Annotated in this window: 16 protein-coding genes; 8 read left to right on the top strand and 8 right to left on the bottom strand. The window is 34.2% G+C overall.

Features of this window, described 5'->3' with window-relative positions; all coding sequences use genetic code 11:
* Positions 1-37: 37 nt before the first annotated feature.
* The 6 genes from F6K18_RS08715 to F6K18_RS08690 all read left to right on the top strand — a co-directional run bounded on the left by F6K18_RS08715 (position 38) and on the right by F6K18_RS08690 (position 3,164).
* Complete coding sequence (locus tag F6K18_RS08715; protein ID WP_287520140.1) at positions 38-490, top strand: DUF3531 family protein; 453 nt, start codon at positions 38-40, stop codon at positions 488-490.
* Between the two features lie 118 nt (positions 491-608).
* A complete protein-coding gene (locus F6K18_RS08710) occupies positions 609-1,040 on the top strand; it encodes an NUDIX hydrolase (RefSeq protein ID WP_287520138.1) in 432 nt (143 codons plus the stop codon).
* A 13-nt stretch (positions 1,041-1,053) separates the two neighbouring features.
* Positions 1,054-1,182 carry a hypothetical protein gene (locus tag F6K18_RS08705; RefSeq protein ID WP_287520137.1) on the top strand — a complete coding sequence of 43 codons (129 nt, stop codon included), beginning with the start codon at positions 1,054-1,056 and terminating at the stop codon, positions 1,180-1,182.
* A gap of 831 nt (positions 1,183-2,013) precedes the next feature.
* Positions 2,014-2,601, top strand: a complete 588-nt coding sequence (locus F6K18_RS08700) for a tetratricopeptide repeat protein (RefSeq protein WP_287520136.1) — start codon at positions 2,014-2,016, stop codon at positions 2,599-2,601.
* Positions 2,602-2,664: 63 nt separating this feature from the next.
* Positions 2,665-2,823: a hypothetical protein gene (locus F6K18_RS08695; protein WP_287520135.1), complete on the top strand. Its 159-nt coding sequence runs from the start codon at positions 2,665-2,667 to the stop codon at positions 2,821-2,823.
* Between the two features lie 59 nt (positions 2,824-2,882).
* Complete coding sequence (locus F6K18_RS08690; RefSeq protein ID WP_287520134.1) at positions 2,883-3,164, top strand: DUF3288 family protein; 282 nt, start codon at positions 2,883-2,885, stop codon at positions 3,162-3,164.
* Between the two features lie 149 nt (positions 3,165-3,313).
* On the opposite strand, the gene F6K18_RS08685 is transcribed toward F6K18_RS08690, so the two are convergent.
* From F6K18_RS08685 to F6K18_RS08660, 6 genes are all read right to left on the bottom strand, one after another.
* Positions 3,314-3,835 (bottom strand): hypothetical protein, encoded by a 522-nt coding sequence (locus tag F6K18_RS08685; RefSeq protein ID WP_287520132.1) that lies wholly within the window; start codon positions 3,833-3,835, stop codon positions 3,314-3,316.
* Between the two features lie 522 nt (positions 3,836-4,357).
* The gene (locus F6K18_RS08680; RefSeq protein WP_287520131.1) at positions 4,358-5,098 is read right to left on the bottom strand and encodes a class I SAM-dependent methyltransferase; all 741 of its coding nucleotides are present in this window, start codon (positions 5,096-5,098) and stop codon (positions 4,358-4,360) included.
* A gap of 183 nt (positions 5,099-5,281) precedes the next feature.
* A complete protein-coding gene (locus F6K18_RS08675; RefSeq protein ID WP_287520129.1) occupies positions 5,282-5,929 on the bottom strand; it encodes a class I SAM-dependent methyltransferase in 648 nt (215 codons plus the stop codon).
* Positions 5,930-6,797: 868 nt separating this feature from the next.
* On the bottom strand, positions 6,798-14,693 hold the full coding sequence (locus tag F6K18_RS08670; protein WP_287520125.1) for a methyltransferase domain-containing protein: 7,896 nt from the start codon (positions 14,691-14,693) through the stop codon (positions 6,798-6,800).
* 159 nt (positions 14,694-14,852) lie between these two features.
* On the bottom strand, positions 14,853-15,260 hold the full coding sequence (locus F6K18_RS08665; protein ID WP_287520123.1) for a hypothetical protein: 408 nt from the start codon (positions 15,258-15,260) through the stop codon (positions 14,853-14,855).
* Between the two features lie 62 nt (positions 15,261-15,322).
* On the bottom strand, positions 15,323-16,513 hold the full coding sequence (locus F6K18_RS08660; RefSeq protein WP_287520121.1) for a tetratricopeptide repeat protein: 1,191 nt from the start codon (positions 16,511-16,513) through the stop codon (positions 15,323-15,325).
* Positions 16,514-17,510: 997 nt separating this feature from the next.
* On the opposite strand from F6K18_RS08660, the gene ftsH3 reads away from it, so the two are divergent.
* Positions 17,511-19,352, top strand: coding sequence for an ATP-dependent zinc metalloprotease FtsH3 (gene ftsH3 / locus F6K18_RS08655; protein ID WP_287520120.1), 1,842 nt, complete (start codon positions 17,511-17,513; stop codon positions 19,350-19,352).
* Positions 19,353-19,549: 197 nt separating this feature from the next.
* Here ftsH3 and F6K18_RS08650 read toward each other — a convergent pair whose 3' ends face one another.
* Together F6K18_RS08650 and F6K18_RS08645 are read right to left on the bottom strand one after the other, a co-directional pair.
* Positions 19,550-20,446, bottom strand: coding sequence for a transposase (locus F6K18_RS08650; protein ID WP_287520119.1), 897 nt, complete (start codon positions 20,444-20,446; stop codon positions 19,550-19,552).
* A complete protein-coding gene (locus tag F6K18_RS08645) occupies positions 20,436-20,765 on the bottom strand; it encodes a hypothetical protein (protein ID WP_287520118.1) in 330 nt (109 codons plus the stop codon). Before F6K18_RS08645 ends, F6K18_RS08650 begins: the two co-directional genes overlap by 11 nt.
* A 1,505-nt stretch (positions 20,766-22,270) precedes the next feature.
* On the opposite strand from F6K18_RS08645, the gene F6K18_RS08640 reads away from it, so the two are divergent.
* The gene (locus tag F6K18_RS08640; RefSeq protein ID WP_287520117.1) at positions 22,271-22,525 is read left to right on the top strand and encodes a hypothetical protein; all 255 of its coding nucleotides are present in this window, start codon (positions 22,271-22,273) and stop codon (positions 22,523-22,525) included.
* The last annotated feature ends 211 nt before the right edge of the window (positions 22,526-22,736 follow it).

Below are 22,736 nucleotides of genomic sequence, written 5' to 3'. Positions count from 1 at the left end.
TAATTACTCTAAATAAAATCAGGTATGACAAACATTTATGGAAATACAATTTCGAGAATTTAATCCTTTTGATGTGTGGATTTGGTTAGAGTTTAGCACTGTTCCTTCAACGGCAGAAAAGCATTACATAGAGGAACTATTTGATTCCTGGTTTTTATTAGGAAAACTGGGTGGCTTTAATGCAGAAAATCTACAGGTTCAAGATGCAGGAATAGAGGTTAGTTATATGGAATATAGCCAGGAAGTTGCAGGTCAAAGTATGATGGCTGTTATGCACAATATGGGAGAAGTAGAATATCAAGGATTTTGGGGTCGTTGTTGGTTTGATTTGGGAACTAGCGATGCTTTAGCAATAGATATTTTGACTAATAGTTTTCAACGATTAAGTGAGGAATTTGTCAAAATAGAAAAACTTATTATTGGGGGGCAAAATGAGGATTGGCCTGTGCCTGAAAATAATGATGAAATGGGTTTTTATGATAATAATTGATGTTCAAGAATTTAGAATTTAGAATTCAGAATTTAGAATTACCTCTTCTAACTGATAACTGATAACTGAAATGACCTATCTTTCCCCATTAGCCTTGATATTGATCTGAGAAAATTATATGAGTAAGAAAAATAAAATTAGGGTCTTAGCTTTGGGTTTAATTAGAGATGGCGATCGCTTGTTTATTTCTCAAGGTTATGACTCTGTAAAACAGGAATTTTTCTATCGGGTTATGGGTGGGGGTGTTGATTTTGGAGAGTATAGTCGTGATGCTTTACAAAGAGAGTTTCAAGAAGAGATTCAAGCTGAGTTGACTAATATTAAATATTTGGGTTGTATGGAAAATATTTTTTTGTTTAATGGGGAGGAAAGACATGAGTTAATTCAATTATATAAATGTGATTTTGCCGATAAAAAGTTTTACCAAACAGAAGAATTAACCTTTTGGGAGAAGGAACGAAAAAAAACGGCACTTTGGGTTTCGATAGATAGATTTAAGTCTGGAGAATTGAAAATAGTTCCAGAAAATTTTTTAGAGTATTGTGATTAGGAGAATAATTAAAATGGAGATTAATATTCCTGATGTAAGGGAAGGAAGAAGGAAGAAGGAAGAAGTAATACCAAGGGTGATAAATGTTTGCTACATTTTCCCACTGCGGGGGAGTAGGGGAGTGGGTAGGGACGTTGCATAAGGGCGTCCGTACATCGAAGTAAAGATAAGAATAATTAACAAGAATTAGGGTGCTAATTATCAAAAAAGTTATTCAGTCTGTGTTAATTACTTAATAATTGAAGTACAACTTAAGTTAAGCATTCTTTTTTCACGCTTGGTATAAGGGAATAGCAGAAAATAAATTATCCCAATTTTTGTACTCTATCGTTAACTAGCTACTCTCTACTCTCTTACTTTTTCAATTTCTTCCCTACTCCTTACTTCCTACTCCCTACTCCCTTACTTTCATAGCTAATGGGATAATTTTTTATTTGCAAGTCCCTAAGAAGAAATAAAGGGGAACAATTGCTGGAGATAGGTATTTGAAGTAAGATAAATCTAAATTTACAAGATAAAATTTTTTCAACAGGATAATAAATCTGAAAATTATACTCAATTATTATTGGGAATGAAGAGGAAATAAGGAATCAAGCAGTGGAAGGAAAGGTTAGAACATATCAAAAGCTTAAAACTCAGACAATAGAATATTCTTCCTTCTTCCTTCTTCCTTCTGCTATCAAGTAAAAAATCAAATTGCTGGAGATAGGTATTTGAAGTAATATGAATCTAAATTTACAGGATAAAATTTTATCAACAGGATAATAAATCTCAAAATTATACTCAATTATTATCGGGAATGAAGAGGGAATCAGGAATCAAGCAGTGTAAGGAAAGGGGGCGGACATATCAAAAGCTTAAAACTCAAACAATGGAATATTTTTCCTTCTTCCTTCTTCCTTCTTCCTTCTTCCTTCTTCCTTCTGCTATCAAGTAAAAAATCAAATTTTTGGAGATAAGTATCTGAAGAAAGATGAGTCTAAATTTACAAGATAAAAAAACTTTTCAACATGATAATAAGTTCCAAAATTCTACTCAATCAAGTCAAGTAAAAAACTATTACTCTGAGTTATCAAAATCTGAAGAAAATGATGTTGATGCCATTAATAAATTAGCAGAAACTTATTATAATCAAGGGAATTTTACAGAAGCGATCGCTCTGTGTCATCAAGCTCTAAAAAATCAACCAAATTTTGCCCCAGTCTACAAAACTTTAGGAAATGTACTGCAAGCACAAAATAAAGTCAATGCTGCGATTCGTGCTTATTTATTAGCGATAAAGATTAATCCAAAATTTGTTGAAGCTATTGTCAATTTGGGTAGTATGTTTTATAAAAAAGGGCAAATTGATGAAGCAATGATTACCTATAGAAAAGCAATTAATCTACAACCAGATATAGCAGCAGCTTATTGGAATTTAGGTAAAGTTTTAGAGAAAGAAGGTAGATTTTACGAAGCATTTTTTTTTCAAGAAAAAGCTTTAGAAATTCAGCCAGGTTTAGTTAATAACGATCAAAAAAATCATCAAGATAGTGTGTTTAAAAAGTGGCATAGTCAATAGAATTAAATAGGGTATCCTGAAAAAGTTTTTGGCAAAGGTAGTTCAACAATTAATAATTAGGGTTTGCTGAAAAAGTCTTTTAGTAGGAGACAGGAGACAGGAGACAGGAGACAGGAGACAGGAGACAGGAGACAGGAGACAGGAGAAATGGGAATGAGCGAGGAGGTAGGATTAAGAATTGTAAGAATGATTTTTCTGCGCAACTTTTGCCTAAAATACTAACTTTTTGAGCATAATGAATATCATACACTAATTCAGCAACACCCTTATTTCTTATTTTTATGAAATCAGAAGAGCAACAGCATCCTCAATATCATAAAGACCGCGAAATAGTTAACACCCTGTTAACAGAAAAAGATACTCCTTACAATTTAGCGGAATTGGCAAGATTAAAAATTCGTTATCGAGGTTTTCCTGGTGCGAGAGATATTCAGAGAGACTTAGAAAAAGTTCTGCAAAAATGGGAATTAACAGAAGAACAGTTGCATGAAACAACCCGCGTAATTCATAGTAAAGGTCAGGTATATAAACGACAAAATAACGAACAAGAAGATTGGTTTTAGGTAAGCATTCAACTGTCAGCTTCAGGCAATTATAAGCACTACGCAAATAGGGAGCGGACATTTATAAATTCTCAAACTTAGTCAGGGATTACTTCTGAATTCTAAATTATGAATTCTAAATTCTGAATTCTAAATTCAGCTATACCACGTTAAGTATTAGCATTAAGCTGTTTAGTAATTATATTAATTGGAGGAGAACAGTAAACACATAATTCATTAGCGATTTCTACAGCTTCTTGAGGATTTTTATCTAAATACATTGCGGTTAAAGCAAAATGTTCTCCAGCTCCAATAGCCGCAAATTCATTAATTTTTTCCACTAAATAACTATCACAAATGCGGAAAATTTTTCCCTCAATTCCAATTAAATAATCATTTCTCTTAGAAAAAGAATCATCTTTAGATTTAGCCCAAGTGTAAAATTCAACAATGAAATCTAAAACAGCTTCTACGGTTGGCGCTGCGGGTTTGTGATTTCTGGCAAAAATCTGCATAAAGCTTAATTCCATAATCAAACCAACACCACCAATAACTAAACCATTAATTTCAAAAAGTTTACTTTGTTCGTCTCCAGTAACACGATAATTTTCTTTTAAATGACCGGATACTCGAATACTATCAGAGGCAAACATTAAGCGATCCGAATATTTTCTGGCTGCAACAACACTCATAATATTTAATGAAATTTAATCAAATTAATTATCTACTATTTTAATAAAAAGGGAGTAGGGAGTAGGGAGTAGTTAAGAGTCAGGAGAAATGGGAGTTATAGAGGAGGTTATCGTTCATAATGGTTCCTTGATTTGTCCGCCATACTTACTCCAAAATGCGCTCCTTTTGGAACCAAGGGCGACCTAACTCCTTGTACTTTTTCCGGAGATAACAAGGCACTTACCTTTATCTGTCAATGGCTTTATATTTAATCAGCAAGCCCTAATTATTAAGTAACTATTCAGGTGCTGGGGTTGACAAATAATCATATCTATGTATTTATCACTTTCCAGAAACCTTTTAGTCTCATTTATAGACTATTTAGTACTCTTAGATACAGTTTTCAGTTTTGAAACACTGAGTATGCACAAAATCAAGAATAATGCAACTCCAAGACCTGAATGCTTACATTATTAATTATTAATTATTAATTATTAATTATTAATTATTCCCTACTGCCTAAAATTTAACGATCGCCTGTTTCACTTTTTGCGATAAACATGAAACTTTTTGTTCTCATCAATACTAACAAAACTAAATCCAGCTTGTTCCATAATTTCTTCTTTTTTCCATTGCTTAATGTAATTCAACTTAAGTGTTTGTTGAGCTAAGATTTCCCCATCTTTCTTAAAAAAATAACTTTTCTCAATGGATTCAATTTCATCATTTTCCCCAATTTTTTCTATCTCCTGAGAATAAACAATTCCTGTGGGAAGATTTTGTTGATGACTTTTATGTTCTCCTTGAACACTCAACAGAAATAATCCATCTTGACGCAGATGTTTAGCAACATTAATTAATCCCTTAATATCCTCATCAATATCCTTGGTATGATTTCTTAAGTCAGTCCGATCACCTCGTTGACTTATTACCCAAACTCCTCTACTAGAAACAGCAATATCAAAAGTTTCTTCAAGGTTCATATCATAGATATCTGCTTCTACTAATTTTCCCCATTCTCCTAATCTCTTTCTGGCAATTTCGAGCATTGATAAGGTAATATCTACTCCTGTAAATTCAGCTTCGGGAGCAAGTGGCAATAATTTTTCAGCAAATAATCCTGTTCCTACACCTAATTCTAGTATTTTTTTCCGGCCATCTTTCATTAAAGAATAGACTGCATTAGCCATTCCTTGATAATCATAATTGCCTTGGGTCATCAAAAGGTCGTAATAATCAGTAAAACTATCATAATAATCGGTGATATTAGTATATTGACTCATTGTTAATTTTGCAGGAGTAAAGTGCAGTCCCTAATAAATAATTTGGCTTTTAGTAACTATAGCATGATAATTTTTTTGAAAAATCCGTCTCAATAAATCAGCTATTTCTTTTTTAAATTTGATGCAACTTCATAGGGAATTTGTATCATGCTTAATTTGGATACAATTATTTGATTATATGTTTCATTTTTTACGATAAACATGAAATTTTTGGCTTTCATGGATACTAACAAAACTAAATCCAGCTTGTGCCATAATTTCTTCTTTTTTCCATTGCTTAATGTAATTCAAATTAAGTTTTTGTTGAGCTAATATTTCTCCGTCTTTCTTAAAGAAATAACTTTTCTCAATGGATTCAATTTCATCATTTTCCCCAATTTTTTCTATCTCCTGAGAATAAACAATTCCTGTCGGGAGATTTTGTTGATGACTTTTATGTTCTCCTTGAACACTCAACAGTAATAACCCTTCTTGACACAGGTGTTTAGCAACATTAGTTAGTCCCTTAATATCTTGAGGAATCTCATTTGTATGATTTCCTAGATCGGTCCGATCGCCTCGTTGACTTATTACCCAAACTCCTCTACTAGAAACAGCAATATCAAAAGTTTCTTGGAGGTCCATAATATAGACATCTGCTTCTATTAATTTTCCCCATTCCCCCAATCTTTTTCTGGCAATATCGAGCATTGATGAGGTAATATCTACTCCTGTAAATTCAGCTTCAGGAGCAAGTACTTTTAATTTTTCGGCTAATAATCCTGTTCCTACACCCAATTCAAGTATTTTTTTGTGACCATTTTTGATGAAAGAATTGACTGCAATAGCCATTCCTTAATAGTCATAATAACCTTGGGTCATTAAAAGATCGTAATAATCAGTAATGCCAGTATATTCACTCATGGTTAATTTTCCTGAAGAAATTGTTTTTTGATAACTAAGTTACTTTTAAATGATGATATTATCATAATTTGATTGAAAAACCATGATTAATAAAATTAGGTTTTTTTGAATTACAGTAGTCTCAAATTTTTTTCTGGCATTGCATATTTACGAAATGATTTAGGAATTTTGAATGCCTGGATTTTAAATTGTTGGAGTTCCTTATGATATTGAATTTTTGCTTGAATAGGGAGTTATACCAAGGGTCATTTCAGTTATCAGTTATCAGTTATCAGTTATCAGTTACCAGTTAGCCTCCTATCGGAGGAACTTTCCTATCGGAATGCTACGCAAAGGTTAACAGTACCTCTGGAATAAGGAAGCAAGAAAATACGCAATTCTCTTTTTTTTATCCCCTTAAAAGGGGAGACTTTAGACCACAATTTATCGGTAAAAAAGAATGCTTGTGTGAGGTAAAACTTCAATTATTAAGTAGGGTTTGCTGATTAAATCTTAAATAATTACCAGATAAAGGTTTTAGCCTTTTTAGGTATTGAAAAAGTACATGGTTTTCAGCTCTTCATGCTCAAAAAGTTAGCATTTTTAGCAAGAGTTGGGCAAAAAAATTCTCCCCTACTCCCCCGCTCCCCTACTCTTTAAAAAAGACTTTTTCAGCAAACCCTAAGTAATTAATACAGGGGCAATGACATTTTTGATAATTATTAGCTAGTTAATATTAATTATTCTCTTATATTTACTTCTCCCGTACTTCCCCACTCCCCTACTCCTCCGCTCCCCTACTCCCCTACTCCCTTATTCAACTATTTCCTACAAATTTTTGATAATCTTCTAGTAACCATTGAGGCAATTTAGTTATATCTTCGATTCGTAACTGTTCAGAACGACAATATAACATTGCTGCCAATAAATAATTTATAGCTTTCGGCGCTTCTATTCCTTTGGCAAGTTGAGTAGCTAACTGTTGTAAAAATGTTTGTTCGTTATTAGTTAAAGTTTGATTTTGGATTCCGCTACTGAGTAATGCTTGATAACCTTTACCCATTTCACCCAAGTAAAAAGTTTCTAGTTTTTGCGGTTCTAAATTTATCCAAAAATCTGCCATTTGTTTTCTGATTTGACGCAGCTCTTGAACCACAGATTCATCAGATGGGTCAATATAGTAAAGATTTACACTTCCCAATAATTGATTGATAAATTTTTGCTGTGAAATGTCTAAATTATCTGTTTTATTTGCTGTTAAAACTACATTTTTTTCTGGTCTAACTTCAGCAGTTGTGACTGGAGAATTTTCTGGTAGATGAGGCGATTTAGATTTAAAAGTTTTTTCCAACTTCTGGGCAACTTCTCGACTTTCAAATATCTGTTTATAATCTTCTATCAACCACTGAGGCAAACGATTTTTAGCATCTCGGACTAACATTTTGCTTGGAGGAAAATATAACATTGCTCCTAAAAATGTATTGATAGCTTTTGGATTAGTTAAACCCATACTTGTCTCAGCTAATTCTTTGAGAAATTTTTGTTCGTCTTCGGTTTGAGGTTCGTTTTGAATTCCACTTTTTAATAAAGCTTGATATGCTTGTCTAATTTTGCCTTGATAAGTATTTTCTAATTCTTTGGGAGCTACAGCTAACCAAAAATCAGCTATTTGTTTACGAATTTGACGTAATTCTTCTATTAAAGATTGGTCAGTAGGGTCAATTTCGTAGAGATTCACACAACCAATCAAACGATTGATAAATTCAGAAGTTAAAGAATTTTTATCTGTAGATTCTATAGTTTTTGGCGCGTGAATATTTTCCCATTCTTGGAATAATCCTTGAAATAATTTACCTATCTGTGTAGAGTAACTAAGACTGTCTAAAAATGAAGGGTTTTGCTCAATTTTTTCCAGAATTTCTTGCCGCTTTTGTTGACGTAACTGAGGATTAGTTGCTAGTTTCACTGCTAAATTAATATAACTTTCTTCCCCATCAGCAATAAGATCGTCCATCTTTATCTCTCTCAGTAATGCTGATGCTTGTCGAAACCTTAAAGCATTTCCTTCAACAACTACTGGTGGGAGTCCAACCATAAGTGGATCGACCAGAGAGGTTGCACCACCGTAAGGGAAAGAGTCTAAATAAATATCCGCTAATTTCAAACATTCTTTGATATCTGCTTTACTTGGTAATGCTTTAATTACGACCAAGCGCTTACTGTCGATACCATGACGTTTTAAAACAGACCGCATCTGTTTGATAAAAGGGGCAACTCGATAAGAATTAGTCCAGTTAGGATTAAAAGGATACAAGACTAAAATGGAATTGGGCACTTTTGCTAGAATTTTGGCCCAAGTCTCCCGCATCTCCGGTATAATTTTGTAGAAATTAGCCCCAGAAATAAATATGGTGGTTTGGTCGGTTGCCCCCCAACTAGAGCGAATTGGTTTTACTCCTGAGGGAGGGTCGGCGATCGCGTATCGGAAACATAGTCCGGAACCTTCTAGGTTGGCCAGTTTTTCTGTGTAATGTTCTTGGGTTGTATCTGTTGGTGCAGTAATTTTGCCGGAGATATAGTAATCTATGGAGTGCATCCCGGTGGTAGTGGGAGAATTGATGGATGTAATTTGTATTCTGGCCAGTTTGTGTATTGCCAGCAAGGTAGAATTTTTGATAGTAGCAGTAATATTAGAGCCAATAAATAGAATATCAAGGTTGTCGTTGCGAATAATTTGTGCTTGACTTTTCAATTCTTCTGGTAGTTGTAGAAACTTATCGGCGTGACTTTGGCAATATTTTTCTAAGGGATGTCCGTTAGATTTTATTGCATAAAGAAATACCTCGAATTTACTCCGGTCTAAATACTCGAATACTGGTAGTAAGGAATATGTTTCTGTTTGGGGAGAATAATGATCTTTGAGAATTCCTAAGCGAATTTTTTGGCGGTTAAATGGGCGGTCGTTCATCTTATAATCTAACTCTAACCCACGTTTTTTTAGAGCAAATTCGATAATTTCTGCACGCTTGATGTAGAGATTTTTTAAATTGGGGGTAGTGGTAAAATATAGAGGAATCCAATTAGCATTTTCCACAAAAAACCAGGCGATAACTTGCCATAATTCTGAGTCTGGATTAGTGGATATATTGTTATGCACATAATTCAACCATCCTACTAGAAAATTATGATAATTATCTGTTTCTCCTATTTCTTGAAAAAGTTCGGGAGAGGCAAACATAAATTTTAAATAGTCTGTAGCGAACCAGCTAGGTATGGGAGCTTTTTCGTATTTAATTTCTAGTCGATCTGCTCTTTGATAAAGCATTCCTGCCAATAAATACTGAATGCCTAAAGGTTGGTTAAATCCTTTGGCAATATTAGTTTTTATTTTGTCTACAAATCTTTGTTCTATTTCAGTTAAAGTTTCGTCTTTAATACCACTTGCTAATAATGCTTTATGTGCTTGACCAAATTCTCCCAAGTAAATATTTTTGAGTTCTTCCGAAGTTTGAATATTCAGCCAGTATTCTGCAATTTGCTTTCTGATTTCTTGCAATCTAACTAATGCTGATTCATCCAACTGGTTTTGCTGATAAAGCTGAATATTCTGATTTATTTCTGTCAGAGATGGTAATAAATTAGTTTTAACAGTAGGAACAACTTTTTGTTGTTCTATAGACTGAGGTTTTGGAGAATTGACTGACTGATTTGGTGTCTTAATTAAATCTGTTTCCCCACTGACCAAAACAGAGATAAGTAAATTAACTACAGAAGGAGATTGACTACATTTAAGACCTTCACGAATTTGAGCTATCGCTCCATTAGTATTTCCTCCTTTCAACATAGAAGCAGCCATTTTTATTGCTTCAATTGCATAATGTTCCCTAGCTTGATTAGATAATTTTTCAGCCATTTTTATTGGTAAATAAGTTTGAGTAATTTCTATAGCTTTCCGAGCATTTTCTATATTACCGCCAGACTGCATTAAGCGGGAAGTTTCCGAGGAGGAATGTAAACGGAAACAAGCCAAAATTTCCGGTTCAAACCAAATAGGATAAAAAGCAGTTATTCGCTTCCAAATTTCCCAATCAGCCGCCGAATCTGCCTGGGAACAAAAACCTCCTAAATTTTCATAAACCTTACGTTTTACTACCATCCCCACAACTTGAATTCGTTGCTCAATAGTAATTTTTTCTAAGAAATTTTCTATAATACCTGGAGTTTTTCTTTCCAACACAGACAAATACTTTTTCTGGTCATATTCATCTATATAATAGTGGCGACAAAATGCTGCTCCTACTGTTGTATTTTGTTCAATTCCACGACGTAATTTTTCATAAAAACCAGGCAAGACAAAATCATCATCATGGAGTAGATGAATCCAATATCCTTTTGCTCTTTGTAGACAAATATTAAAAATCGGAGCTTGACCAATATCTTGTGGAAAATGTCGATAAAAATTAACTCTTTCTCCCCCTACCTTTCGGACAATTGCTTCTATTTCAACTTGAATTTTATGGTCTGGACAATCATTTACGACTTCTATCTGCATTTCTTCTGGAGCAGGAGCTTGTTGCAATACACTCTTGAGAGTTTGCTCTAAATATTTGACCTTTTTATAAGTAGGAATAATCACAGACCAAAACGGTCGATGGTTATTATCTGGCAATGGATTAATTTCTGGATATTCAATACCCATTTGATTATTTTTAAGAGTAGCTATTTGAGGAAATTTTTCTACACCTACTTCTACTTGTTGTTCTCGTCTTACCGTTGCCCAAATCCAAGGTTTAGCAGATTTTAAAGAAACTAAATTAAACCCCGCTGCCATTAATAAATCTTTTAATTTTTCTTCAGTATAAGCATTGCCAGAAAAATAATATTGTTGATCTTTTGCCCCTTCCTCATCAAAATTTCCTAAACTTTCAGCGCTGTGGTCATGTACTTGAATTCTCAAATATCCTCCCGGTTTCAAAACCCGAAATATTTCTCGGAAATAACTTTTGACAATAGAAATAGAACGGATATGCTGAAAAATTATCGTCGAAAAAACAAAATCATAATATTCATCAGACAACTCTTGTAAATCATAGCCATTATTAACAAATACCTCCCCATTCTGTTTCCCATCAGCTAAATATTGTTTAGCGAATTGAATCATATTTTCCGAAATATCTACACCATCTACCCGTGCAAATTTTTCTCGTAAATACTTAATAAGACGACCAACACCACAACCGATTTCTAATACTTTCCACTCTGGTTTAACAGGGATACCCTCCAGAATTTGTGGCACCCAAATTTCTATTGACTTTTCCCAAGTTTGCTTTTTTTCTTCTGAGGAAAGTTTATCCATTCCACTGTAAGCTAACACTTGCCCAAACATAGCTTCATCGATAGAATTAACATTCCAAAAATGACGCTGCATTTGCAACTGCTCGTGATTTATTTGAAATTGAATTTTGTCTAAATTTTTCCTATCTTCCATAACAGATAATCTCTCCACTTTAATCTGATCGAAAGTCTGAATAAATACATCAGTCATAATCTTAGCCATTTGAGACCAAGAAAACTTTTTAGCTTGTGCTAAACCAGCAGTTATTAATTGTTGCCGAACTTCTGATTTTTGCACTTCACCCAAAGCATTTACCAATCCATTAACATCATTATCATTAATATATAAAGCTGCTCTTGCGGCAACTTCTGGAATTGAAGCATTTTTACAAGTAATAACTGGACAACCACAAGCCATTGCTTCTAAAATAGGCAGTCCAAAACCTTCATATTTTGATGGATAAACTAAAGCGATCGCTCCAGAGTAAGCCGATTTTAATTCTTGGTCACTCAGTTGTAATAAATGAATTTTACTATCTGAAATATATTGGCTTAATTCTGGCTCTAATTTTCTATTTCCCCCTATACAAACAATCTCAAATTCTGGAGACTTTTGTAATTTAGCAAAAGCTTGAAAGAACAAGATAATATTTTTATAACCAAGCCAACCTATTCTCTCACCTACTATCAAAAAGTATGGGCGATTAATGTTATATTTCAACTGAAAATTAGTAACTTCTTGAGGGGTCGCTCTAGAAAATTTAGGTTCAATTCCGCAGGGAGCTACTCTGATAGAATTTTCAGGTATTTGAGGAAAATATTTTACTAAATCACGAGCTGTATTTTCTGAAATTGCAATATAAGAAATTGCCTGTTTAATACTACGATGTTTTTCTTGCCATGAAGGGTTATCAAGATTTTTAGCTAAAACTTCTGGAATCATATCATAAGCCATAAATATAGATGGCGTTAAGATAGGTGTTGTGTAATAAGTAGAAATGAAAATATCAGCATTTTCTTCATCACATATTTGCTGCAAAATTTGACGGTCTGCATCTATTCTGCCGTAATTATATCCAGGGATAACACGATATTTTATGCCGGGAATTTTAGGTGCAGTTTTTGCTCTGTCAAGCACTAAAATATTTTTAGCAAAACTATCTTTTGACCATACTTCCAACAAAGACTTCCAGACACGAGCGATACCTGTATTATTTATTTGGAAAAATACACCATCTATCAAAATCTTTAAATCTAATTGCTGCTGAATTTTTGATTTTCTTTCTAGAATATTTTCATAGTCTAACTCGGTTAGTTGCTGCTGACTTTTCGCTTTTCTTTCTAGAATATTTTCAGAGTTTACCTCGGTTAGCTGCTGCTGACTTTTCGATTTTCTTTCTGTCAGATTTTCAGAGGTTAACTCACTTAGTTGATGCTGACTTTTCGCTTTTCTTTCTGCAATATTTTCAGAGGTTAACTCAGTTAGTTGCTGCTGATATTTCGATTTTCTTTCTGTCAGATTTTCAGAGGTTAACTCAGTTAGTTGCTGCTGATATTTCGATTTTCTTTCTGTCAGATTTTCAGAGGTTAACTCAGTTAGTTGCTGCTGATATTTCGATTTTCTTTCTGTCAAATTTTTAGAGTCTACCTCAGTTAGCTGATGCTGAGATTTTGGCTTTCTTTCTAGAATATTTTGAGAGTCTACCTCGGTTAGCTGCTGCTGATATTTCGCTTTTCTTTCTATAACCTTTTCATGGTCTAACTCCGTTAAAGCTTCTTTCCTTTTTTCAGGTTTATATCTACCCACCCTAAAGATGCTGAAAAACTCAGAAATTGATAAATTTTTCTCAGTTAATAGATGCAGATATTCTCCATCCGAACATAAATTAAGTTGAAACTTTTGAGCAATTATAGATAATGCTTTTTTGCTATATATCGAAATATGTTGACCCTCCTCCGGAACATAATACCACCAATCATTAACATGAGGATTATCAGGCGGCAATAGCTTTGTACTAAACAAAATATTTCTAGTTTTTTGCAGTATCTTCTCAATCTCTGCCAAAGGATTTATGAAATGTTCAAACACTTCAAAAGCTGTCACTAATTCATATTTTTCCTCCCCATCTATATCGCCTTCCCATCCTTGATAAAAAATATTTTGGCAATACCTATCATATCCATAAAAATCTAATCCTAAGTCACGCATCATACGGACAAATAAACCATACCCACAACCATAATCTAAGAACTTATCATCAGTATTAAAAAAGTTCAGAATCAAATTTTCTGTAATCAAAGAAAAATTCTGATTTCTAGATACTAAACCCACATCACTATCAGCAATTGCTTCCTCATAAGCTTCACCTAACCAATAAGGATTTTCCGTTTGTATGAACTGACAATTAGAACATTGAAAATAGTCAACCTTATATTTATTTAAAACTTGAGCCGTATCAAACTTATGAGAAATAGAACCACAAACTTTGCAATGAATATTTTGAACCTGTAAACTACCACTAAACATTATTTTTTCTGTAAAATTGTCAGCTTGAATATTACGAATAATAGAAGCAGGATGATTCAAAGGAAAAATCATTTCCTCCACAGACATATTAGCAAATCTATTTACACTTGAAGTGTGAGTAGCTTCCCCACCAAAACCAATATTAGAAACTAAATTAAACCTAGGTAAAATAGTTAAACTATGATGATTCCAACAGGCAAACATCCAAGCATAAGCCCAAGAATTAAACCCTTGATAATTCTTCTGAAAAATTTCTGACCAATATTGAACTGCATGACTATTTTGCAGGATATTTTCTAACCATTTACTATCTTTAAGTTTCGACCATAATTGCATCTGATTATCATAATTTTTCCATGCTCTTTGCCAAGTTGCCCAACCCCAACAATGAGAATAATGAGAAAAATAATAACTATATTCTGTGGGATTATTACCAAACTGAAAATTATCTCCAGATATAGCCATTACTTGATTATTATCTTGATATCTTTCTAATAACTCCTGACAAAATTGAAAAAATGTGAGATGGGGCACACAATCATCTTCCAAAATAATTGCTGATTTTACTAAGCTAAAAACCCAGTTTAATCCAGTATAAATACGCTTTCTACAACCTAAATTAATTTCAGCATAATTAGTGAAAACTTCGCACTTCCAATCAACTTGGTTAATTATCTTTCTTGCTGCCATACACTTCTCAATTTCTCCTGATTTATTGTGGCGAGGAGCATCAGCTATTACAAATAATTGAGGAGGTTTTACTTGACGAATTACTTGAAATACTTTTTCTGTTGTATCTGGACGATTAAATATAATTATAACTACAGGAGTTGTTAATTGAAATTGAGTCATTTTTAGTTTAATAGGAAAGAAGGAAGAAGGAAGAAGGAAGAGATAAGAAGGAATAAAGTAGATAAATCTACAGATAAATCAAGTTCAACTAAAGATTTGTTTAAGAAGGAGAAAGTCATTTCAGTTATCAGTTATCAGTACCTCTGTAATAAAGAGGCTTTAAATACGAAATTCTCTTTTTTTTTCCTTAAAAGAGGAGGCTTTAGACCAAGATTTTTCGGTAATAAAGTTGATAGCTGATATCTCACTACTTAATCCTGAGAAACTTTTAATTCTGGAAAATATTTCCATGATTTTTTCTCCTTTCAAAGTAATCAAAACTGATAACTGACTGCTGAGTGCTAAATGCTTACTAAAGTAATAAAAGTTGATAGCTGATACCTGAGTGCTGAATCCTGAGAAACTTTTAATTCTGGAAAATATTTCCATGATTTTTTCTCCTTTCAAAGTAATAAAAGCTGATAGCTGACTGCTGAGTGCTAAATGCTTACTAAAGTAATAAAAGTTGATAGCTGATACCTGAGTGCTGAATCCTGAGAAACTTTTAATTCTGGAAAATATTTCCATGATTTTTTTCTCCTTTCAAAGTAATAAAAACTGATAGCTGAATGCTGAGTGCTAAATGCTTATCAGGTAAGAAAGCTGATAGCTGAGTGCTGAGTACTGAATGCTGAGAAACTTTTAATTCTGGGAAATATCTCAATTACTTTTTCCTCAAAAAATCCATTTTCCCAAGTTAAGTAAGAAGCAAGTTTAAGATCTAGCTGATTCAAAGCATAAGATTTTCTCATTAAATCAGGTTTTATTTCTAATGCCTTTTGCTGATAAATATTAGCCTCAAATAATCTACCTTGTTGCTGTAAAATCTCACCAATACTCCAATATATACCTGCCGATTTTGGTTCAAGTGTAATAACTTCTTGATAGTAAGCGATCGCCTGTTCTAGCTGACCTTTTTGGGAATAAATTTTGCCTAGTTTTGCATAAACTATTGCCAAGTTTGGTTGTAATTTTATTGCTTTTTTATAAGAACGAATAGATTTTTCAATTTGACCTTTAGAATAATAAAAATCCCCTAATCCCTGATAAGCTTCAGCAGCATAAGGTTGATTTTTAATAGCTTTGTAATAAGCCAAAATCTGATGATCTTGACTGTCTAGATTTTTATTTTTTCTTTTAGATCTTGCTTCACCTTGACCCAAAGAAATACCCAAGCAAGACTGCTTTTGACTAGGTAATTTTAAATCCGATAAAAAATCATCACTTTTAAAAAAAATAGAAGTACAGCTTTTATATCTTTGACTAGGTACTAAACCATAAAAATCAATACGTTTAAATCCTTGATGATGAAGCAAAATTACTCCCCTATCATTTTCCTCTCTATCCGAATTATCAAATACTATCCAGCCATTTTTAGATAATTTTTCACCACATATTTCAGCACATTTAATTCTCTCAATTCCATCAATGATAATCACATCAAAATAACCATTCTCATAATTCTGAATTTCCTCAACATATCTTTGCCTATCTTCCCTCAAAAATAGCTTCACATTTTGAGGAATACAAGTTGAAATATAGGCAAAATAATCAGGATTATGTTCTACAGAAACCACCTCCTTAACTCGGTCAGCATACCAAAAACTTGACTGTCCGCTCCCATATTCAAACACTCGAAAATCACCCTTTAACTTATCTTCAATAAATTCAATAGAAGGATAAGAATACCAAGGAAGAGGATAATAATTGTAATCTATAGACTTTCCTTCTTTTAATGAATTGAGCCATCCTGAAGTTTCTAGATAGTTCAAATTAGTCATATTATTTGAGCATTAGTATTTAGTGTGTTGAAAACTAAAGGAAACTGATATAGCGTTTTTCAACTTATTGAGGTGAGTTCATTAATTGATAATGGATAACCACCTGTGGTTAAAACCGTTCTTGATTGAATATAAGGAAATATTATTTCTTTTTTCCCCTTTGATTGCTATTTTATAGAGCCATCAAAAGATTAACAACAAACTTATATATAAATAATTTTGTCTGCTTACTTAAAATTTTTTTCTTATTTTCTATTCCCTACTCCCACGTAAAAAAGGAATTTTGTACCTCACACTTCTTGGTAATTACTATAGAAAAAACTTCTACATCCAATTACCAACTTGATAATACAAAATCAGAATAGTATAAATCCATAACTCTCAGCTAGCTATTAAAGAAATAAAGCAAAGAAACAAGAGTTTACTTAAGATAACCTACAGATAGCCAAAAATTATGAGAACTACTCATTGAAACTACTCCAGAAAAGAGATAGTAAGGAGTAAGCGGTAGGGATGAAGTCTCCCTTCCCTCCAGTCCTCAAGAGAACGCCATATCCATCAGACCAACAAAAAAGAGAACTCCGTATTCTCTTGCCTCCCTATTACAGCAAGTACTAATAACTAATAACTAATAACTGAAATGACTGTTTACTTAATTACCAAACAACATTATCAAAATAATTGGGTCACGCAACCCCACCTTTTAAGGCGAAATATTCTTGGAACCTTGCTCAAATCCCCGTTACAAAAATAACTTCTGACTTCTGACTTTTGACTTTTGACTTCGTTTCCCCGTTACAAAAATAACTTCTAACTTTTGACTTTTGACTTCTAACTTTTGACTTCTAACTTCTAACTTTTGACTTCTAACTTTTGACTTTTGACTTTTGACTTTGAACTACTGTGATATTATATTAGAAATCAGTTAACATAAGTTAATATACCAGGATTAAAAAATAGTCCCAATAGTATAAAAAGATAAGAAGGAGCAACCCCAGTGAATAATAAAAGGTGGAGAAATGCTGGCCTATATGCCCTATTAGCAATAGTAGTCATCGCCTTAGCAACAGCATTCTTCGATCAACAACCCCAAACCAACGAAACCTGGAAATATAGTCAATTTATTCAGCAGGTAGAAACCAAAAACGTAGACAAAGTCAGTATCAGCGCCGACCGTACAGCAGCACGAGTCAAAGTCGCCGACGGTAGTATAGTCCGCGTTAATCTACCCAACGACCCCGACCTAATAAACATCCTCACCAAAAACAACGTAGACATCTCCGTACTGCCCCAAAGTGAAGAAGGTTTCTGGGTTAGAGCATTAAGTAGTTTATTCTTCCCCGTCCTATTATTAGTGGGACTATTTTTCCTACTACGTCGTGCCCAAAGTGGACCTGGTAGCCAAGCAATGAACTTTGGCAAATCCAAAGCAAGAGTCCAAATGGAACCCCAAACCCAAGTCACATTCGGCGACGTAGCAGGTATTGAACAAGCCAAACTAGAACTAACAGAAGTAGTAGACTTCCTCAAAAATGCTGATCGCTTCACAGCAGTAGGCGCAAAAATTCCCAAAGGAGTATTGTTAGTAGGTCCTCCGGGAACAGGTAAAACCCTATTAGCAAAAGCAGTAGCTGGAGAAGCAGGAGTACCATTTTTCTCCATCTCCGGTTCAGAATTTGTAGAAATGTTTGTAGGTGTAGGTGCTTCCCGAGTCCGCGACCTATTTGAACAAGCAAAATCTAACGCTCCCTGTATCGTATTTATAGACGAAATTGATGCGGTGGGTCGTCAACGGGGTGCTGGTTTAGGTGGTGGTAACGATGAAAGAGAACAAACCCTCAACCAGCTACTTACCGAAATGGATGGCTTTGAAGGCAATACAGGTATCATTATTATTGCAGCTACTAACCGCCCAGATGTTCTAGATGCTGCCCTACTCCGACCAGGTCGTTTTGACCGTCAAGTAGTAGTAGACCGCCCTGACTATGCAGGTCGTCTCGAAATTCTCAATGTTCATGCTCGTGGTAAGAGTCTCTCTAAAGATGTAGACCTAGAAAAAATTGCTCGTCGAACTCCTGGATTTACTGGAGCAGATTTGTCTAACCTATTAAATGAGGGAGCTATTCTGGCAGCTCGTCGCAACTTAACAGAAATCTCTATGGATGAAGTTAATGATGCTATTGACCGGGTATTAGCAGGTCCAGAAAAGAAAGACCGAGTAATGAGCGAGAAGCGTAAGGAACTTGTAGCATATCACGAAGCTGGTCATGCTTTAGTCGGAGCGTTAATGCCTGATTATGACCCAGTGCAGAAAATTAGTATTATTCCTCGCGGTCGTGCTGGTGGTTTGACTTGGTTTACTCCTAGCGAAGACCGGATGGACTCTGGTTTGTATTCTCGTGCCTACCTGCAAAATCAGATGGCTGTAGCTTTGGGTGGTCGTCTTGCTGAGGAGATTATTTTTGGTGATGAAGAGGTCACTACTGGTGCTTCTAACGATTTACAGCAGGTCGCTCGTGTGGCAAGGCAAATGGTGACTCGGTTTGGCATGAGCGATCGCCTTGGTCCAGTTGCTCTTGGTCGTCAGAACGGTAATATGTTCTTAGGTAGGGATATTATGGCGGAGCGTGATTTTTCTGAGGAAACTGCTGCTGCTATTGATGATGAGGTGCGCAATTTGGTAGAGCAAGCTTATCGTCGGGCGAAGGAAGTTTTGGTAGGAAACCGTCATGTTTTGGATAAGTTAGCTGAGATGTTGGTTGACAAGGAGACTGTAGATTCTGATGAGTTACAGGAGTTGTTGGCAACTAATGATGTGAAGATGGCTGCTTTAATATAGGGCTATAGCAGAAGGAAGAAGGAAGAAGGAAAAATCTGGCGTTGTCTGAGTTTTAAGCTTTTGATATACCCTCACCTTTCCTTCAACTTCCATATCTTAAATTTTTTCTCCTAATTTAAATTGTGAGTTTATGGCTACTATAGAATCATCCAAATTGACACTCCACGGGTTAAAACCGCATGGATTCTAAAGGTTGTTTAAGCAGGGGATGAATCCACCTGCTTAAACTTCTCATCAGTTGAGGGACTGTCATTGACCCCTACCTCTGAATCATCTATACCCATTACAGATAAAGCTTTCTGAAGATTCATTGGGCATGAAAAACCAAGCCATTGACCAATGTTTTGAGAAGCATTCCAATCAGCATTGCAAGTGTAACCATCAAAACCTGTAAAAGTATGTTTAACTCTTTTACCTATTACACCATTACGGTGGTCTGATTTGCTAGTGTATGGTGCTGGTACAGACTCTACTGGTACACCTGCAACTCTAGCTTTGTACCTAGTAAATAACTCTAGCTGATAAAATGCCCAGTGGTCTCGGTTTTTGCTAGCATCTGACTTATTTTTTCTACGTTGAAGTGAAGTTTGTCTAATACCTGACAAATCCTCAAACCGTAAACCCATGTTGTAGTCTTTGGCAAATTGTACTAATTGCTTGGAAATGACATGATTTATATGAGTCATAATTCTATGCTCATGTCTTTCTATTTCTTTGACTTTCCTGAGCTTTTTCGACTCTTGAAGTAAGGAGCGTAATTTTTGAAATTTGCGTCTTAAGCTTTTTACTTGTTTACCGCTCCAAAACTTGCCAAAACTTAATGGTAATGCTGCCATTGCTATATTATTTTGACCTCTATCAACTCCAATCCAACCATTAACTAATCCAGGCTCCGGAACATCCATAGATACCGAGATTAGTGCATACCAAATACCTTTCCTAGATTTGGAAATTTTGAGAGAGCCTAGGGCTGCATCTCCATTAATAATTTTTTCTAAAGTTTTTTGGTGTGAAGCTGAATGAACTGTTAAAGGTATTCGTTTTCTCTGGCCTCGATATAGACTCAGAGAAACTGTAAATAAATCACCAGCCACGATTAACGCTATATCCTTGGTTATTGACTTCTATTGGCAAACGTTTAAACTTTGTCACCTTGGTTTGAGCACAAGTATTCCTAATAGTTTGATTAATCCACATTGAACCAATTTCAACATGATGAAAATCCTTGCTTGTATACTTGCGACGAACTGATTTATCAACACTTAGCAATGTATTAGCTACTTCAGTATTGAGCAAAGTAAGGCGCTCAAATTCAGCAGCTTTACAAGCATTAAGGCGATAAAAAGGTAGTTTTAGTGTCAAAGTTAATTTACTCATAGTAGGATTAATGATAACATATGCAGGACTACCCATATTGAGTGTCTGAAATTTACATCTTACATTTATCTACTATTTGTCAATAGCTAGAATTACTTAGGCATTTATACTTGTTCAAAATTTGTTTTTTTGAAATTATCTAACTCTGCTGAAAATTAGCATATTTGAGATGCAATTAACGTAAATACAAGGTTATAGCTTTCTTGAAAAGGTCTTTTTTTGAATTTAAATATAACATTAGCATCATATCTTAATGTACAGAGTATGATACAAATCCCTGAAATAACGCAAGTTCGTGAAATATTTTGTAATAATTAGCGAAAAACGAGGCGATTTTGATTAATATAAATAATATTAAAAATAAATTTAATTAGTATAAATTATGCAAAAGGGTCGCAATTTAGTTTTGTTTTTGAAATTTATTTTGCGCTCCCTTGAAGAAAGTAGAACAGAAGGTCATTTAAGTTATCAGTTATCAGTACCTCTGCAATCAGGAGGCTTGACCTTGGCGAATATTCTCTTTTTTTTATCCCCTGAAAAGGAGAGGCGCATACCCAAAATTTGTCGGTAATGATAATTTTCTGATTACTTTGTCATACTTTAATTGGTTGGAGCGATCGCTACAGCAGAAGGATTAATTCGTCAGAAATTAGAAGTGTGTTTGTGCAGCATTCGGACTGAGAAGTTATTTTTGTAATGGGGATTTGAGCAAGGCTCCAAAAACCTGATCGCCAATCAAGGCGGGGTTGCGCGACCCAATTATTTTGATAAAAAAAATTCTCCAATTGCTATAACTACGCTCATCTTGTCTTATCTTTCTCCTCCTAAATTTAGCACCAACATTTTCATTGTCTGAAGCTCCAGAAAAAATCGCGGCTCAAAGGAATTTCCGTTGCATCCTCACCAAAATTCTGATATAGTAAGAGTTAAATGGATTTGTTCGCCTATACACATGACTTTTTATTCAACTAAAATTCCTGGCTCAATTGTTTACAATTAGACCAAAGGCAATTTGTTTAACAACCAAAAAGGCAGTAATAGTGAGTTTGGTAGTAGTGGTTTATTTGCCCGCTTATAAGGAAGTCCTGCACTAGAAGCGACATTGATAATTAGAGTATCGGGATTCCATAATTAAGGAATAAAAATGTAGGGGCAATCTAACCGTAGTTGCCCTGTAATTCAGTAATAATTATATTCGTCGAAGCATAGCTTAGGAAATTACCACTCAGTCAGAGATTACTTTTGACTTTTGACTGATAACTGATAACTGATAACTGAAATAACTTGTCCTATATGAGCAATCTTTCTTATAGTAAATTCACATTGGAAATAGCCAAGAAAAATTTTGAACTAACCTTAGAAGAAAATATAGTGAAAAATTTCAGAATCAAGCTAATAGATTAAGACGAGAATTTAATGCAGTATTAGAACAAAATAAATACACTGGATATTATACTGGTAATTTTACAACTAAATTTCTTTATGATGGGTGTGACAGTGATAATTTTGAAGTAATTGAAGGAGAACAAACAATAGTTTATATGCCACAGTTAAATTTAGTTGTGCATTCTTTGAAATCAAAATATGGTACACTTAATTATCGTTATTCGGGTAATATAAATGGCAATACTTTTACCAGTGACTCTACAGAATATAGTCGAACTGAACAAATAGAAGCTTGTGAGCAAAAAAGGTCACTTGTGATTAAATTTGAAGATGATTCTTTAAGACTTTATTATAGGTCTGATGATAATTCTGAACTTGTTGAAGGTTCTTTTTTACAAAAGTTAGAGTAGTTAGTTAGCCTTCTTCATTAAAAATTATAAAAGATATTAAGCATTGTGAGTAGTAAGCCATCTTGTAGTGGACTGTTTCATCTTAAATGTTGCATTAGAAAATGGGGTGATGGGGGGATGGGGTGACGAAAAAAGCTAATGCACTATTTTAGGTGAAACAATCCATTAGTGGCGCGTCAAGCTTGAAATAGTGTTTTAGGAAAATTATCCA

Origin of the sequence: Okeania sp. SIO2C2 (genome assembly GCF_010692625.1) — a bacterium.
GTDB classification, from domain to species: Bacteria; Cyanobacteriota; Cyanobacteriia; order Cyanobacteriales; family Microcoleaceae; genus Okeania; species Okeania hirsuta.
The sequence above is the reverse complement of the archived record's forward strand: the minus strand, read 5'-3'. Positions and strand labels throughout refer to the sequence as shown.

Coding starts and splice junctions, on each gene's coding strand:
- F6K18_RS08715 (WP_287520140.1), top strand. CDS start 38: ATGGAAATACAATTTCGAGAATTTAATCCTTTTGATGTGTGGATTTGG.
- F6K18_RS08710 (WP_287520138.1), top strand. CDS start 609: ATGAGTAAGAAAAATAAAATTAGGGTCTTAGCTTTGGGTTTAATTAGA.
- F6K18_RS08705 (WP_287520137.1), top strand. CDS start 1,054: ATGGAGATTAATATTCCTGATGTAAGGGAAGGAAGAAGGAAGAAGGAA.
- F6K18_RS08700 (WP_287520136.1), top strand. CDS start 2,014: ATGAGTCTAAATTTACAAGATAAAAAAACTTTTCAACATGATAATAAG.
- F6K18_RS08690 (WP_287520134.1), top strand. CDS start 2,883: ATGAAATCAGAAGAGCAACAGCATCCTCAATATCATAAAGACCGCGAA.
- F6K18_RS08685 (WP_287520132.1), bottom strand. CDS start 3,835: ATGAGTGTTGTTGCAGCCAGAAAATATTCGGATCGCTTAATGTTTGCC.
- F6K18_RS08680 (WP_287520131.1), bottom strand. CDS start 5,098: ATGAGTCAATATACTAATATCACCGATTATTATGATAGTTTTACTGAT.
- F6K18_RS08675 (WP_287520129.1), bottom strand. CDS start 5,929: ATGGCTATTGCAGTCAATTCTTTCATCAAAAATGGTCACAAAAAAATA.
- F6K18_RS08670 (WP_287520125.1), bottom strand. CDS start 14,693: ATGACTCAATTTCAATTAACAACTCCTGTAGTTATAATTATATTTAAT.
- F6K18_RS08665 (WP_287520123.1), bottom strand. CDS start 15,260: ATGGAAATATTTTCCAGAATTAAAAGTTTCTCAGGATTCAGCACTCAG.
- F6K18_RS08660 (WP_287520121.1), bottom strand. CDS start 16,513: ATGACTAATTTGAACTATCTAGAAACTTCAGGATGGCTCAATTCATTA.
- F6K18_RS08645 (WP_287520118.1), bottom strand. CDS start 20,765: ATGGGTAGTCCTGCATATGTTATCATTAATCCTACTATGAGTAAATTA.
- F6K18_RS08640 (WP_287520117.1), top strand. CDS start 22,271: ATGCCACAGTTAAATTTAGTTGTGCATTCTTTGAAATCAAAATATGGT.